The organism is Pseudomonas sp. SBB6 (assembly GCF_024213215.1).
GTDB classification, from domain to species: Bacteria; Pseudomonadota; Gammaproteobacteria; order Pseudomonadales; family Pseudomonadaceae; genus Aquipseudomonas; species Aquipseudomonas donghuensis.
Window position 1 is genome coordinate 1 of record NZ_JANAVH010000007.1, and the last position, 14,393, is coordinate 14,393.

Below are 14,393 nucleotides of genomic sequence, written 5' to 3' on the forward strand. Positions count from 1 at the left end.
GCTCAATGGCCTGAGCCCTGTCGACTACAGGGCTCAGGCTGCTGGTTAATACTGTCCAACTTTAGGGGGGCAGTCCAGTATGTGGGAGCTGGCTTGCCAGCGATGCAGTCACCGCACATTCCAGTCTTACGAGGACGGCACGGTAACCGCAGCCTTCTGCTTCAATTCAACCGGCCGGCGATACAGCACCCAGTAATAGCACCCAAGGCTGATCAGCCAGCAGAACACCGCCGTCCATACGTTGTGCGAAAAAAAGTGCGCGCCTTGCAGCATGCGCCCCACTGAAAACAGCGTGCCCAGGCCAAAGGCAAGCACCAGTGCCGCCCGCGCCAGGCGTGGACGGCGGTCACGCAGGACAAAGAACAGGGCAAACAGGGTGAAGCCGGTCGCCGCGTGGCCCCCCGGCCAGCAGCGTCCGGGCTTGTCAGTGGCCGGGCGCGGGCTGAGCAGCTCGCTGTAGGTCTCCTTGCCGCCAAATTCGGTCAGGCTCCAGGGGCACTGCACCGCAGTCACGGCTTTGACTGGCGTGACAAAACTGGTCGACAGCCCCATGGCCAGGACCAGGCAGCCCAGCTCCCGACGCCAACTGAACAGGCGTGTCCAGAAGAAACTCGCGGCGAAGGCGACGATGGCCAGCAGGCCGAGGACGATCACGGCCTGTTTGGCCCGGTCATGCAGGATATCTTCGAGAAAGTAGCTGTGCCGGCCGATGAACTGCCCCGCCACCGGGTCGAACGCCAGCTTGGCCAGGTCCATGTCCAGTGAGGTCAGCTCCAGCAGGATCAATATCACCGCGGTGACGGCAGGGATGCCCAGGGCAATCCAGAAATTCAGCGGACGGGAGTAGGCAGGTAGTGACATGGCAAGTCCAGGCAGGTCAACGGGGCAGTCCGACCGCCAATTTTCGGCTAGCCGCCATCGCCTGTCCGTGAAGGCTCGGTGAAAAAAACATTAACCTGCAATAAAGTCCTGCCGACCTAGCCGAGCGCTGCTGATGGCCGTAAGCTGCGCCTGCCAAGCAGGCAAAAGCGCCGGACGGGAGACACCCCATGCGAATTCTATTGGTTGAAGACAACCGCGATATCCTCGCCAACCTGGCCGACTACCTGGGCCTGAAGGGTTACACGGTGGACTGTGCCCAGGACGGTCTCTCCGGCCTGCACCTGGCTGCCACCGAACACTACGACCTGATCGTGCTCGACATCATGTTGCCAGGCATCGACGGCTATACCCTGTGCAAGCGCCTGCGCGAAGACGCCCGGCGCGACACCCCGGTGATCATGCTCACCGCCCGTGATCAGCTGGACGATCGCCTGCAGGGCTTCCGCTCCGGCGCTGACGACTACCTGCTCAAACCGTTTGCCCTGTCGGAGCTTGCCGCGCGCATCGAAGCGGTGCTGCGTCGCGCCCAGGGCGGTGGTCGGCGTACCCTGCAGGTCAGTGACCTGGTCTACGACCTCGACACGCTGGAAGTCAGCCGCGAAGGCAAATTGCTCAAGCTCAACCCGGTCGGCCTGAAGCTGCTGGCGGTGCTGATGCAGAAGAGCCCGCATGTGCTGCGCCGCGAAGTACTCGAAGAGGCGCTGTGGGGCGACGATTGTCCGGACAGCGACAGCTTGCGCAGCCACGTTCACCAACTGCGCCAGGTCATCGACAAACCGTTTGAAAAACCCCTGCTGCATACCGTCCACGGCGTCGGCTATCGCTTGGCCGAGGGCCGTGATGGAGTTTAAACAAAGCCTTGCCCAGCGGATCATCATTGCCTTTGCCCTGATGAGTGCGATGGTGGCCGGGGCCTTCGCCTTCGGCATTGTCGCTACGGTCCACCTGGTTGAAGAACGCTTGATCTCCGCCGTGCTGGGCGGCGACCTGCAACGTTTGCTGCGCATGGACAGCGTCAGCGACTGGAGCCACCGGCCGCGGCCGGACCAGCTGTTCTATTTCAGCGGCGGGCGTGATGACTTCGAGCTGCCCAAGGATTTGCGTCACCTTGACCGTGGTTTTCATGAAGTGTTTCGTGAAGATCTGTCCTACCACGCGATGGTCGAAATCGTCGATGGCCGTCGCTACGTGCTGTTGCAGGACCAGAGTGATTTCGAAGAGCGCGAGCGAGTGCTGTTCGCAGTGGTCGTGGTCGGCTTTGTCCTGAGCCTGGCGCTGGCGGTATTCCTCGGCTGGGTCCTGGCCCGGCGGGTGATGGCACCGGTGATTCGCCTGGCCCGCCAGGTGCGCCACCGTGATCAACTGCTGGGCCTGGCGCCGCCCTTGGCGCCCGATTACGCTGCGGACGAAGTCGGTCAGCTGGCTGTGGCGTTCGACGATACCCTGGGGCGTCTGCGCGATGCGCTGACCCGTGAGCGCCTGTTTACCAGTGATGTCAGCCATGAGCTGCGCACGCCGTTGATGGTGCTGGCCAGCTCCTGTGAGCTGTTGCTGGTCAACCCCAATATCGACACCCGCGCCCGATCCCAGGTCGAGCGCATCGCCCGGGCCACCGAAGAGATGCAGGAGTTGGTGAAGACCTTCCTGATGCTCGCCCGTGCCCAGCGTGACGAAGGCGCGGTCGCCTCGCAGGCGAGCATGAAAGAGGTGGCCGATGACCTGATTGGCGTCTGGCGCGATACCATCGAGCAGAAAGGCCTGACATTGCTGTACGACGCCAAGGCAGCAACCCCGACCTTGTACAACGCCACCTTTCTTCAGGCGGTCATGGGCAACCTGCTGCGCAATGCGGCGCACTACACCGATCAGGGCTTTATTCGCCTGACGCTGGAACCGGCGGGGTTCCTGGTCGAAGACAGTGGTGTAGGAATTCCCGAAGAGCAGCGCGAAGCCATGTTCCGGCCGTTTGTGCGCGGCGATGAAAAGCGTGGCGAGGGCCTGGGCTTGGGCCTGTCACTGGTGCAGCGGATTTGTGACGACCAGGGCTGGAGCGTCAGCCTGAGCGCCATGGTGCCCCATGGCTGCCGCTTTCACGTAGACCTGAGCCTGGCACTGCAAGGGCCGACTGAACTCGAATAGGGCCATTGGCCAGCCGTGAAAGTTTGTAATTAATTGAAACTTTTGTCGTGACAACTAACGAATTTTTCACATCAGCATGACCTGACGCCAACGCTTGCCAGCCTAAGGTGGGCACATTGGAGTCAGGAGATGCACAATGCGTAGCCCTATCAAACTCGAGTTTTCGGATAAGTACGACCAGCAGCACGCCCAGGAATACTTCCTCAAGCACCAGGACGGCCTGGCGCGCAGGATGTCCCACCAGCGTGACGAGCAACTGGCCCGTCGCGCCCTGGCACTGGCTGGCGAACCGGGGCTGGTGCTCGACTTGCCGTGCGGTGCCGGGCGCTTCTGGCCGTTGCTGGCGGAAAAGCCCAACCGGGTGATCATTGGTGCCGACAATTCCGAAGCCATGCTCGAAACCGCGCGGGCCTCGCAGCCGGCTGCAGTGGTGGAACGGGTACGTACCTTGCAGACCTCCGCATTCGCCATCGATTTACCGGACAACTCGGTTGACAGTATTTTTTGCATGCGGCTGATGCACCACATCGGCGATGCGGCCCATCGCAAAACATTACTCTCGGAATTTCAACGGGTTACCCGCGACAGCGTGATCGTCTCGCTGTGGGTGGATGGCAATTTCAAAGCCTGGCGGCGCAAAAAGCTCGAGCAGCGGCGTTACGTCGAAAAAGGGCAGGGCAGTTACCAGAATCGTTTTGTGTTACCTGTTGCCACGGTTGAAAAGGAATTTGAAGCCGCAGGTTTCCGTATTCAGGAACGATTGGACTTTTTACCGTTCTACGCCATGTGGCGAGTCTATCTTCTGCGTAAGGGGTAAGCGGGGAATGGGGTTTGAGCGCACAGCAGCAACGACGAACAAGGATCAGTTCGATCATTTCTGGCAGCAGCAGGGCGAATGGGTCGAGGAGCCCAATCAGCGTCGCGGCGGCGAGAGTGGTGTACAGCGACTGAGCGATGACACTGGCCATACGTTTTATGCCAAGCGCCAGATCGGCCATATCTACCGCAGCCTAATGCACCCCTTCGGGCGCCCTACCGTGTTGCGTGAATACGATGCCCTGAACAGCTTCGAGCAGTTGGGGGTGCGGGTGCCGCATATTGTCTATTGCGGCGTTGACCGTGATGCCGAGCATCAGTGGCGAGCCTTGCTGGTCAGCGAGGCGCTGGAAGGCTTCGAGGATATCGACAGCTGGTTCGCCGCCGGTGCCCGAGAGCGGTACCACCCGGCATTGCACGAGCGGGTGCTGGAAGACCTGGCGCAGAACCTGGCGCGGATGCACCGCGGTCATTGGCAGCATGGTTGCCTGTATGGCAAGCATGTCTTCGTCAAGGTCATTGGCCAAGGTGCCGAGGCTCGGGCTGAAGTGGCCCTGCTGGACCTCGAAAAGTGCCGCCGGCGCATCAGTTGTCAGCGTGCTGCGCTCAATGACCTTAAACAACTGCGCCGCCATTCGTCTTTCAACGACGCAGAGTGGCAAAAACTGCTCTATTTTTACCAAGGAGCGTTTGGCAGCGCTGTCAAAGGTTTAGAGTAATGAAACTAGAAATAGCCCGAGGTTTGTTTCTGGTGATTGCCTTGGCCGTGGCAACCGCTGCCGTGGCGGCGTTGGAGGAGCCTCGCCCGCAGGTTTTCAGCAAGATCGATGCCGGTGCGCAATGCCCGCTGCCACGGGTGGTAAAACCCCAGGTCGATGCCAAGCCGGATCACGACCTGTTGTTATTGCTGTTCGGCCTGAGCCAGGGCGTACGCGCCAGCGGCTGACCCCTGTGGGAGCGGCGGTGCGACGATTCGACTTGCCCCGCGATCGATCCCCAAGCGAAGATTATTCAGGCACCACCTCTTCGCGGGGCAAGCCCGCTTCCACGGCCAGCAGGGTATAGATGCAAGGCAGCACGAACAGGGTGAACAAGGTGCCCACGGACATCCCGGTGGCGATTACCGTGCCGATGTCGAAGCGGCTGACCGCACCGGCGCCGGTGGCGAGAATCAACGGCACCATGCCAAACACCATCGCGGCGGTGGTCATCAGCACCGGGCGCAAGCGAATCGCCGCAGCTTCTTCCACTGCTTCGCGCGCACTGAGGCCTTTTTGCAGGCGCAACTGGTTGGCGAACTCGACGATCAGGATGCCGTGCTTGCTGATCAGCCCGATCAGGGTCACCAGCCCCACCTGGGTGTAGATGTTCATGCTCGAGATGCCCAGGAACAACGGAATCAACGCGCCGCAAATCGACAGCGGCACGGTCACCAGGATCACCAACGGGTCGCGGAAACTCTCGAACTGTGCCGCCAGCACCAGGAAGATGATCGCCAGGGCCAAGCCGAAGGTTACCCACAGGGCGCTGCCTTCCTGGACGAACTGACGCGCCGCGCCGCCATAGTCAAAGCCATAGCCCTCCGGGGCTTCTTCGCGGGCGATGCTGCGCACGGTATCCAGCGCCTCACCCATGCTGACCGTCGGGAAGCCCTGGATGATTACCGAGTTCAATTGCTGGAACTGGTTGAGCTGGCGCGGCCGGGCGCGGTCGCTGATGCTGATCAGGGTCGACAGCGGCAGCATCTGCCCTTGCTGGTTTTTTACGTAGTAGTTGTTCAGCCAGTCGGGATTATCGCGGTAGGGCCGCTCGACCTGGGCGATGACCTTGTAGCTGCGCCCGTCGATGGTAAAGCGGTTGATCTCCGCTTCAGCCAGCAGCGTCGCCAGGGTACCGCCCAGAGCGTCCATGGACACGCCCATCTGCGCCGCCTTGGCCCGGTCGATATCGACCACCACCTCCGGCTTGTCGAAGGCCAGGTCGATGTCGAGGAAGGCGAACTTGCCAGAGGCCTGGGCGCGCGTCTTGACCCGCTCGGCCACCTCGAGCAGTGATGCATAGTCGTTGGCGGTGTTGATCACGAAGGCGAACGGCAGGCCTTCGCCGGTGCCCGGTAGCGAGGGCAGGTTGAAGCCGAAGATCTGCAGGCCGCTGATGCCCTCAAGCTTGGCCTGTACCAGCGGTAGCAGCTCCATCTGGGTGCGCTCGCGCTCATTCCAGGGCTTGAGCAAAAAGCCGCCGATGCCCGACTGCACGCCATTGAAACCGTTGATCTGGAACGAAGAGTAATACTCGGGGAAGTCCTTGAAGATCGTGATGAACTCATCGGTATAGCTGTTCAGGTAGTCGAGGTTGGTCGGCTGTGGCGCGGTAGCCATCATGAAGATGACGCCCTGGTCTTCATCCGGCGCCAGTTCATTCTTGGTGAACATCAGGAACACCGGAATCAGGCACAGCACGATCAGCGCAAATACCAGCACCACCGGCCGTGTGTTGAGGGTGCCATGGAGGATTTTCTGGTAACGCTGCTTGAGCCGCTCGAACAGCACATCCAGGCGATGCGCCAGGCCCGTGGGGTTCTGCTCGTGACGCAGGAGCAAGGCGCACATCATCGGCGACAGGGTCAGGGCGACGATGCCGGAGATCACCACGGCGCCGGCCAGGGTCAGGGCGAACTCCTTGAACAGCGCGCCGGTCAGCCCCTCCAGAAAGCCGATAGGGGCGTACACCGCCGCCAGGGTGATGGTCATCGACACCACTGGCATGGCGATCTCCCTGGCGCCTTCCAGGGCCGCTTCGTACGGCGATTTACCTTCTTCGATATGACGGTGGATGTTCTCCACTACGACAATGGCGTCATCGACCACCAGGCCGATGGCCAGCACCATCGCCAGCAGGGTCAGCAGGTTCAGTGAGTAGCCCATCAACTGCATGAAGAACAATACGCCGATCATCGACAGCGGAATGGTGATCACCGGGATCAGCACCGAGCGCAGGGCGCCGAGGAACAGGAAAACCACGACGATGACGATCAGCACCGCTTCGACCAGGGTTTTTACCACTTCGTTGATCGACGCCTGGATGAACAGTGTGGCGTCGTAGGCAATCGAGGACTTCAGGTTCGGCGGCAACTGGCTTTCAAGCTCGGGCATGAGCTTGCGCACCTCCTTGATCACCTCCAGCGGGTTGGCCGCCGGGGTAGCCTTGATGCCGATGTACACCGATGGTGTGCCGTCGAAGGAGCTGACCGTGTCGTAGTTCTCCGCGCCCATCTCGACCCGCGCCACATCGCCGAGCAGCACCCGGCTGTCGCCGCTGGTCTTGAGCGGGATCTTGGCGAAGGCTTCGGCGCTCTTCAGTTCAGTGGTGGCGTTGATGCTGGTGACGATGTATTCGCCCTTGAGCTCGCCCGCCGCGGAAAGGAAGTTGTAGCCGCGCACCGCCTGGGTCACGTCATTGGCGCTCAGGCCGTAGCCTGCCAGCTTCACCGGGTCGATCCACAGGCGCATGGCGAACAGCTGGTTGCCGAGGATCTCGGCCTCGGCCATGCCGGGCAGGGTCGCAAGCTTGGGCTGGATCACCCGTGACAGGTAATCGGTGATTTGCGGGTTGCTCAGTTCGCTGCTGTAGAAACTGAGGTACATCAGCGCCGAGGCGTCGGCGGCTTCCTTGCTCAGCACCGGGTCTTCGGCATCCTGGGGCAGCTTGTTCTTGACCTCGTTGGCCTTGGCCAGCAGCTCGGTGAACAGACGGTCGCTGTCTGAACCGATGCGTGCATAGATCGAGATCACCGAGAAGTTCTGCCGGCTCACCGAGGTCATGTAATCGATGCCTTCGGCGCTGGCCAGGCTCTGCTGCAGCGGTTGGGTGATGTAGCCCTGGATGGTCTCGGCATTGGCCCCGGGGTAGGCGGTGGTCACCGTGATCAGGGCGTTTTCCATCTGCGGGTACTGGCGGATCGGCAACTTGCTCCAGGCCTGGAAGCCCAGCAGCACGATCAGCAGGCTGACCACGCTGGCCAGCACCGGGCGGCGAATGAACGGATCGGTAAAGGCCATGACGGTTCCTTGATCAGTTGCTGCGCGGCTGGCGGGTGGGGGCTTGCAGGGTCTTGTCCGGGCTGATGCTGATCGGCGCGCCCTGGGTGAGTTTCAGTTGGCCGGCGGTGACCACCGTTTCACCGGCCTTGAGCCCTTTGCTGATCACCACCAGGCCATCGCGGCGTTCACCGGTTTCCACGAAACGGCGCTCGGCGATCAGCGTCGCCTGGCCGTCGGGATTGGCCTGTGGCTTGGCGTCCTCGGCCTTCTCGGGCTTTTTCGCCACGGCGACGTACACCGAGTTGCCGTAGAGCGTATAGGTGACCGCGCTTTCCGGCACCACCACCTGTGGCTGCGGATCGGGCAGCAGCACCTGCAGGCTGGTGAACATGCCGGGCAGCAGCTTGCCGTCGGGGTTGGCCAGGGTGGCGCGAACCTGCACGTTGCGGGTGCTGTCCTCGACCTTGGGGTTGATGGCGCTGAGGGTGCCGGGGAAGTTTTCCTGTGGGTAGGCGGCGACGTTGACCAGCACCTGCTGGCCAATGCTCAGCTTGGGAATCGACTGCTCGGGGACAAAGAAGTCGACGTAGAGGCTGCTCAGGTCCTGCAGGGTCGCGATGACTGTGCCGCTGGCCAGGTAGTCGCCGACGTCCACCTGGCGGATGCCGATGGTGCCGCTGAACGGTGCGTTGATGCTCTTTTTCGCCAGTGCGGCCTTGAGTTGTTCGACCACCGCCTTGTTGCGCTTGAACTGTGCGCTCAAGCGATCGAACTCGCCCTTGGAAATGGCCTGGCTGCCGACCAGCTGGCTGCCGCGGTTGTAATCGACCTGGGCCAGGCCCAGGTCGGCCAGGGCGGTACCCAGCAGCGCGGTTTCGACATCGCTGTCCAGTTGCAGCAACAGCTGGCCCTTGCTGACCTTCTGCCCGGACTCGAACTGCAGGGCCTTGACCGTGCCGGCGATCTCCAGGCTCAGGTCGACCCCTTGCAGGGCCTTGAGGCTGCCCACTGCCGGCAGGCGATTCTGCCAGGCGCGTTCGCTGGCCTCGGTCGCCGCCACGTTGATCGGTGGCTTGGGGACCGCGAACATCTGGATCTGCTGATAGATGGCAAAGGCTTTGTAGCCCCCCAGGATCAGCACGAGCAGCAGGACAACACCCAACATGATCAGCATGCGGCGGCGCAGCATAGTCCAGTTCCTTGGAGACGAATTGTGGTTCGCTTGGCACGACGACGGGCGTCCCTGCCCACGTGCGATGTAGCCGAATATTACTCTGTTGACCGGGCCTGGGAAGCCTGTGTTCCCGGCTATTTTCAGGCCAGGTGCAGGTGGTTGTCCCAGAGCCCCGAAGGCAGTTGCAGCGGCTGGCCGATCAGCTCGTTTTTGCGGCAATCGTACAGGCGGCAGCGGCCCTGTCCGGAGGTCACGACAAAACCGTCGGCCACGGCGCCGACGCCGGCGCAATCGGGCATCGGGGCGTCCAGGCGTACCTGGGCGCTGTCCAGGTCCCAGATGAACAAGCGGTTGGCCCGTGGCGCGGTCAGCGCCACCAGGCGCAGCTCATTGTGAACAGCGACGCTGGCGGTGTAGTGGGCCATCGACTGCAACTGCTGCTCGGGCACCGGGAAGGCTTCGAACGCCTGGCCCGGACGTTTGATCGCCAGCAGTTCGGCCGTCTCGTGGCTGGCGCCCATGAACTGTTGGCCGGCGACGATGGTGCCGTCGGCGGCAATCGCCAGGTGGCGCACACTGTTCATCTGCTGGCTGAGTACCTCTTTGCTCAGCAGGGTACCGTCGCGCTGCATCAGCACCAGGCTTGGCTGCATGGCATCGAGGTTCATCTCCACCCGGCTTTCGGCCTCGGTGCGGATGCCGCCGTTGGCCACCACCAGGGTCTCGCCGTCGGGCATCCACGACACCTGGTGCGGGCCGATGCCGTGGGTCGGGATTTCACCGCTGTGCTGCAGACGTTCGCCGTCGAACCGATACACCCCGAGCACGCCACGACCGGGGTCGGTGGTGTCGTTCTCGGTGGCATACAGCCATTCACCGCTCTTGTGGATCACCGCGTGGCCGTAGAAGTGCCGGTTCGGCTGCGAGGTGATGGTCTGCAGCAAGCGGCCATCGCGCAGGTCGATCAGGTAGCTCTCGGTGCCGGGGCGGCGGGCGACGAACAGGGCAATCGGCTGCTCGGGGTGGTTGATGATGTCGTGGCAACGCTGGCCCACCTGGGTGGCGAATACCTGGGTACCGTCCAGGCGGTAGCCGACGGCATAGTGCTTGCCGTCGCCATCGTCACGCGCCGAGAGCAGCAGCGGGGCGCTGCTCTTGTTGCGAAACAGGGCCCAGCCGCCGAGGGTGAGGGCGCTGAGCACAACGCTACCGAGTGTGAGAGCCTGGCGTCGCAACATGATCAGTCACCGTCGTTGGCATTGAAGCCCAGCTGGATGCCCAACGCCTTGGCCAGCTCGCCTTCGTGCAGGCGGTGGACGACGTTGAGGCTGTCGTAAATGGCGTTCAGCTGCTGGCGACCGGCTTCGTCGTCGAGCAACTCGCCCAGGGTTTTCTGGTTGCTGGCCAGCAGCTTGATCGCATTGGCGTAGGCGGCGTCGATCTTGTCGGCCAGGGCCTGCTGATCCTTGCCCAGCAGGCCACGCAGGCCTTTGTTGTCGACCCCGACCCAGACGGTCTGGGCCGCGTTCAGGCTGGCTTCCAGGCTTTTCAGCGAGGAGTGGCTGCGCCAGGCTTCGGCCTGCAGCGGCTGCGGGATGCCCTTGCTCAAGCGGCCCATGGGTGCGCCGAGCTTTTTCTTCAGGGTGTCCAGGGCGGTGACCTGGGCGCGCAGCAGGTCGGCAATGGCTTCGTGGGAATCGGCATAGCGCTGGTTGGGGAACTTGGTCATCTGCGCCAGCATGCCATCGGTGCTGTTCCAGCCTTTGAGGATTTCTTCGGCCAGGGTCTTCTGGTGTTCGCCGATGGCCACCAACAGCGGACAGTAACGGGCTTTCTGTTCGGCGTTGGCGGCGTCCGGCTTGCTGTCGAATAGAATGTACTCGTAAGCCGACAGGCCGCGCACGACGACACTGGATTTGCCCAGGGTTTCGGCATCGACCGGGGTGTCGCCATTGATCAGTTGCTCGACCTGACGACCGACCAGGTTCTTCTTGTCGGGCCAGAACTGCACCTGCCAGGTGCGGTTGCCTTCCGCCAGCGGGCCAATCAACAGCGGCTGCAGCTCGGCCCAGGCTTTTTGCGCATGGAGGAAGTCGGCGCGGGCAGTGGCCAGGTCCGCCTTGCCTTCACAGAAAGCCAGGGCACTGACGGCCAGTTGGCGGTCGGCTTCGACCCAGCGGCTGTAGGTCGGCAGGATCACCTGTTGGGCGATCGCCGCCGAGGTCAGCGCTTGCGGGTCTTGCGGCGAGCAGGCGCCGAGGGCGAGGGCGGCAAGGCTGGTGAACAACAGTTTGGGACGGAACATGCCCGGCTCCTTTGCTTAAAGTGAATTCAGAAAGGCCAGCAACGCGGCGCGCTGCTCGGCATTGAAGGTCAGTACGTGCTGCTTGGCCGCCTCAGCCTCGCCGCCGTGCCAGAGCACGGCTTCGAGCAGGTCGCGGGCGCGGCCATCATGAAGAAACTGGGTGTGACCGCTGACGGTCTGGTTCAAGCCGATGCCCCACAGCGGCTGAGTGCGCCAGTCCTGGCCGCTGGCGGCGAACTCGGTGCGGTTATCCGCCAGGCCCGGGCCCATGTCGTGCAGCAGCAGGTCGCTGTAGGGGCGGATCAGCTGGCTGGCCAGCTCCGGCTCGGCGGCGTCGCTGGCAGTGGTGAACTGTGGCGTGTGGCAGCGTTGGCAACCGGCCTGGTGGAACAGGTTCTTGCCGGCCAGGACCTGGGTTGAATCAACGTCCTTGCGCGCCGGCACCGCCAGGTTACGGGTGTAGAACAGCACCAGGCGCAGGATGTTGTCGCTGACTTCCTGCTCGCCATTGGCGCCGTTGCCGTTGGCGGCGTTGAGGCAGTCGGTTTGCGCCGGGGTGCAATCGTCCATCGGCCGCAGGCTGGTGGTCAGGCCCATGTCACCGGAAAAGGCGTGGACATTCTGCTGATTGAGGTTTGGCTGCCCGGCCTTCCAACCAAAGCGGCCGACTACGGTCTTGCCCAGGGCATCGTCCCAGACCCGGTTGGCACGGCCACGGATGCCATCGCCATTACCGTCATCGGGGTCGGCGTTGGCCAGGATTGCCGCCTCTGGGATGGCTTCGAGCAGGCCCAGGCCGATCATCGGCGGGGCGACCCGGGCGGAGAAGCGGGTGTCCGGGTGCATCGGGCCGTAGCCCAGCTGGCTGATCTGCAACCGCGGCGTGCGCAGCTCCACGTGCGTACCGTCCTTGAAGGTGACGGTGTGCGCATCGTATTCAACGCGCACCTTGCCTTCGGGGGCGACACCGGGCACTGCCATGTCCTGCAACTGACCGCCATACACAGGCTCCGGGACGATGCCCAGTTGCTCGATGACCTTGGCGTACTGTGGTTGGTCAGGGATCGACAGGCGCACCAGCATCGACACCGAGTTGGAGGCGTTGGGCCCGGGCGGATGGCCGCGACCGTCCTTGATGTGGCAGTTCTGGCAGGCATTGGTATTGAACAGCGGGCCGAGGCCGTCGCGGGCAGTAGTGGTCGACGGCGCAATCACCCAGGGGCTGCGGAAAAAGCTGTTGCCGACGCTGAAGTCCAGGCGCCGGCTCGGCGGCAGGTTGGCCGAAGGCATGGAATAGGCGTTCTGGTCGCGCTTGTTCACCGTGGCCTTGCCACCGGCCAGCGCCTCACCGGGCTCGGCCTGGGTGAAATGCGGGGCATCGTCGCAACCGGCCAGAAACAGGGCCAGAAGCAGGGGGCTGAGGCGGGAAAGCAACGAGGACATCAATAATCCTGGGGCTTGGGCAAAAAACCGGCGTGCAAGCTTAGCAGGCTCAGGGAAATTGAATAAGAGGGATTTGCGTTTGCTGGATGAAATCTATCGCGGGGCAGCCCGCTCCCACAGTTGGGGCGGGCTTGCCCCGCGATAATGCGCATAAAAAAGGCGACCCGAAGGTCGCCTTTTTTTACCGCTGCTGAATCAGAACTCGTGATCAGCGCTGTCTGGCGCCAGGTTGGCAATCCCCAGCTTGCTTGCGGCCTGTTCGATCGCACCGGTCTGTTTGACCAGGGCGGCGATGGAGTCACGCACGATCTGGTTGCCGGCCGCGTTGTCGGCAGCGATCAGCTGGTCGTAGTGCTCGCCTTTGGCGGCGTGGTCGACCATGACCTGGATCTTGGCTTCGGTCGCTTCCAGGTCGGCCTTGAGGGTGGTGTCGGTAGCCGCGTCGACCTTGGCCACCAGCGACGACAGGCTTGGCCCAGTCAGCTTGGTGCCGTCGGTGCGGGTGTATTCGCCCAGGTAGACGTTGCGGATGCCCTTGGCGTCGTAGAAGTGCGAGTTGTGGGTGTTGTCGCTGAAGCAGTCCTGCTCGTCTTCAGGCGAGTTGGCTTCCAGGGAAACTTTCATGCGCTCGCCAGCCAGTTCGCCCAGCGACAGGCTGCCCATGCCGAACAGCATCTTGCGCAGGCCGTCATTGACAGGCTCGGCTTCGAGGGTGGCGCGGTAGTTGGTGGCGATGTTCGGCGCCCAGTTGCCGACCATTTCTTCGAGGTCATTGACCAGCAGTTGGGTCACGGCTTTCAGGTAGGCGCGACGGCGTTCGTTGTGGCCGCCGGTAGCGCCCTTGCCTTCCAGGTAGTCGGAGGCAGGACGGGCGCCAGCGCCTGGGCCGGTGCCATTCAGGTCCTGGCCCCAGAGCAGGAATTCGATGGCGTGGTAGCCGGTGGCGACGTTGGCTTCGGAGCCGCCCAGCTCGTTCAGGCTGGCCAGTTTCTCCGGGGTGATGTCCTTGACGTCAATCTTGTCTTCGCCGACCTGCACTTGCAGGTTGGCGATGATGTTGGCGGTAGCGCCAGGGTTGCCCAGGGCGTGCTCGTAGCTCTTGTCGACGTAGTCGATCAGGCCTTCGTCCAGCGGCCAGGCGTTCACCTGACCTTCCCAGTCGTCGATGATGGTGTTGCCGAAGCGGAACACTTCACTCTGCAGGTACGGTACGCGTGCAGCGACCCAGGCGGCCTTGGCGGCATTCAGGGTTTCCTCGTTGGGCTTGGCGAGGAAGGCGTCGATGGCGGTTTGCAGGGTCTTGGCGGTGCTCAGCGAGTCGCTGTAGACGGTATGGACCATGTCGGCGTAATGCTTGACCACGGCCTTGGCCGCTGCCTCGTCGACGGCGCCAGCAGGTGCGGCAGCCGAGGTGGTGGCGGCCGGAGTTTGCGGTGCGGCGGCTTTGTCCTTGTCCTTGCTGTCGCCGCAACCGGCGAGAGAGATGGCAATGGCCAACAGACTGGCGGTGGCCAGAGGCATACGAATCATGGCGAATTCCTGCGTCGAGAGGTTGGACAAGCGTACCGGGGGCACGCAAAACTGCAACATAATG

12 protein-coding genes are annotated in these 14,393 nt (G+C 62.8%); 5 read left to right on the forward strand and 7 right to left on the reverse strand.

Going from position 1 to position 14,393, the window contains the following annotated elements; genetic code table 11:
* Window positions 1–126: 126 nt before the first annotated feature.
* Window positions 127–861, reverse strand: coding sequence for a phosphatase PAP2 family protein (locus NLX68_RS15145; protein ID WP_254284637.1), 735 nt, complete (start codon window positions 859–861; stop codon window positions 127–129).
* A gap of 188 nt (window positions 862–1,049) precedes the next feature.
* On the opposite strand from NLX68_RS15145, the gene colR reads away from it, so the two are divergent.
* The 5 genes from colR (at window position 1,050) to NLX68_RS15170 (ending at window position 4,783) form a co-directional block, all read left to right on the forward strand.
* On the forward strand, window positions 1,050–1,733 hold the full coding sequence (gene colR / locus NLX68_RS15150; RefSeq protein ID WP_100782556.1) for a two-component system response regulator ColR: 684 nt from the start codon (window positions 1,050–1,052) through the stop codon (window positions 1,731–1,733).
* Window positions 1,723–3,021 (forward strand): HAMP domain-containing sensor histidine kinase, encoded by a 1,299-nt coding sequence (locus tag NLX68_RS15155; RefSeq protein ID WP_254284638.1) that lies wholly within the window; start codon window positions 1,723–1,725, stop codon window positions 3,019–3,021. The genes colR and NLX68_RS15155 overlap by 11 nt, the downstream gene beginning before the upstream one ends.
* A 136-nt stretch (window positions 3,022–3,157) precedes the next feature.
* Window positions 3,158–3,838: a class I SAM-dependent methyltransferase gene (locus NLX68_RS15160; RefSeq protein WP_010220821.1), complete on the forward strand. Its 681-nt coding sequence runs from the start codon at window positions 3,158–3,160 to the stop codon at window positions 3,836–3,838.
* Between the two features lie 7 nt (window positions 3,839–3,845).
* Window positions 3,846–4,556 carry a lipopolysaccharide kinase InaA family protein gene (locus NLX68_RS15165; protein WP_254284639.1) on the forward strand — a complete coding sequence of 237 codons (711 nt, stop codon included), beginning with the start codon at window positions 3,846–3,848 and terminating at the stop codon, window positions 4,554–4,556.
* A complete protein-coding gene (locus tag NLX68_RS15170) occupies window positions 4,556–4,783 on the forward strand; it encodes a hypothetical protein (RefSeq protein ID WP_254284640.1) in 228 nt (75 codons plus the stop codon). The genes NLX68_RS15165 and NLX68_RS15170 overlap by 1 nt, the downstream gene beginning before the upstream one ends.
* Window positions 4,784–4,844: 61 nt before the next feature.
* On the opposite strand, the gene NLX68_RS15175 is transcribed toward NLX68_RS15170, so the two are convergent.
* The 6 genes from NLX68_RS15175 to NLX68_RS15200 form a co-directional block, all read right to left on the reverse strand.
* A complete protein-coding gene (locus NLX68_RS15175; RefSeq protein WP_254284641.1) occupies window positions 4,845–7,895 on the reverse strand; it encodes a multidrug efflux RND transporter permease subunit in 3,051 nt (1,016 codons plus the stop codon).
* A gap of 13 nt (window positions 7,896–7,908) precedes the next feature.
* Window positions 7,909–9,066: an efflux RND transporter periplasmic adaptor subunit gene (locus NLX68_RS15180; RefSeq protein WP_254284642.1), complete on the reverse strand. Its 1,158-nt coding sequence runs from the start codon at window positions 9,064–9,066 to the stop codon at window positions 7,909–7,911.
* 125 nt (window positions 9,067–9,191) lie between these two features.
* Window positions 9,192–10,289, reverse strand: a complete 1,098-nt coding sequence (locus NLX68_RS15185) for a DUF1513 domain-containing protein (protein WP_254284643.1) — start codon at window positions 10,287–10,289, stop codon at window positions 9,192–9,194.
* Between the two features lie 2 nt (window positions 10,290–10,291).
* The gene (locus NLX68_RS15190) at window positions 10,292–11,356 is read right to left on the reverse strand and encodes an imelysin family protein (protein WP_254284644.1); all 1,065 of its coding nucleotides are present in this window, start codon (window positions 11,354–11,356) and stop codon (window positions 10,292–10,294) included.
* A gap of 15 nt (window positions 11,357–11,371) precedes the next feature.
* Window positions 11,372–12,799: a di-heme oxidoredictase family protein gene (locus NLX68_RS15195; RefSeq protein WP_254284645.1), complete on the reverse strand. Its 1,428-nt coding sequence runs from the start codon at window positions 12,797–12,799 to the stop codon at window positions 11,372–11,374.
* A gap of 195 nt (window positions 12,800–12,994) precedes the next feature.
* Window positions 12,995–14,329: an imelysin family protein gene (locus NLX68_RS15200; protein WP_254284646.1), complete on the reverse strand. Its 1,335-nt coding sequence runs from the start codon at window positions 14,327–14,329 to the stop codon at window positions 12,995–12,997.
* Window positions 14,330–14,393: the final 64 nt, after the last annotated feature.

Bases quoted from the DNA above. Each gene is read 5' to 3' on its own strand.
- NLX68_RS15175 (WP_254284641.1), bottom strand. From the start codon at position 7,895: ATGGCCTTTACCGATCCGTTCATTCGCCGCCCGGTGCTGGCCAGCGTG.
- NLX68_RS15145 (WP_254284637.1), bottom strand. From the start codon at position 861: ATGTCACTACCTGCCTACTCCCGTCCGCTGAATTTCTGGATTGCCCTG.
- NLX68_RS15185 (WP_254284643.1), bottom strand. From the start codon at position 10,289: ATGTTGCGACGCCAGGCTCTCACACTCGGTAGCGTTGTGCTCAGCGCC.
- NLX68_RS15195 (WP_254284645.1), bottom strand. From the start codon at position 12,799: ATGTCCTCGTTGCTTTCCCGCCTCAGCCCCCTGCTTCTGGCCCTGTTT.
- NLX68_RS15155 (WP_254284638.1), top strand. From the start codon at position 1,723: ATGGAGTTTAAACAAAGCCTTGCCCAGCGGATCATCATTGCCTTTGCC.
- colR (WP_100782556.1), top strand. From the start codon at position 1,050: ATGCGAATTCTATTGGTTGAAGACAACCGCGATATCCTCGCCAACCTG.
- NLX68_RS15200 (WP_254284646.1), bottom strand. From the start codon at position 14,329: ATGATTCGTATGCCTCTGGCCACCGCCAGTCTGTTGGCCATTGCCATC.
- NLX68_RS15170 (WP_254284640.1), top strand. From the start codon at position 4,556: ATGAAACTAGAAATAGCCCGAGGTTTGTTTCTGGTGATTGCCTTGGCC.
- NLX68_RS15165 (WP_254284639.1), top strand. From the start codon at position 3,846: ATGGGGTTTGAGCGCACAGCAGCAACGACGAACAAGGATCAGTTCGAT.
- NLX68_RS15190 (WP_254284644.1), bottom strand. From the start codon at position 11,356: ATGTTCCGTCCCAAACTGTTGTTCACCAGCCTTGCCGCCCTCGCCCTC.
- NLX68_RS15180 (WP_254284642.1), bottom strand. From the start codon at position 9,066: ATGCTGCGCCGCCGCATGCTGATCATGTTGGGTGTTGTCCTGCTGCTC.
- NLX68_RS15160 (WP_010220821.1), top strand. From the start codon at position 3,158: ATGCGTAGCCCTATCAAACTCGAGTTTTCGGATAAGTACGACCAGCAG.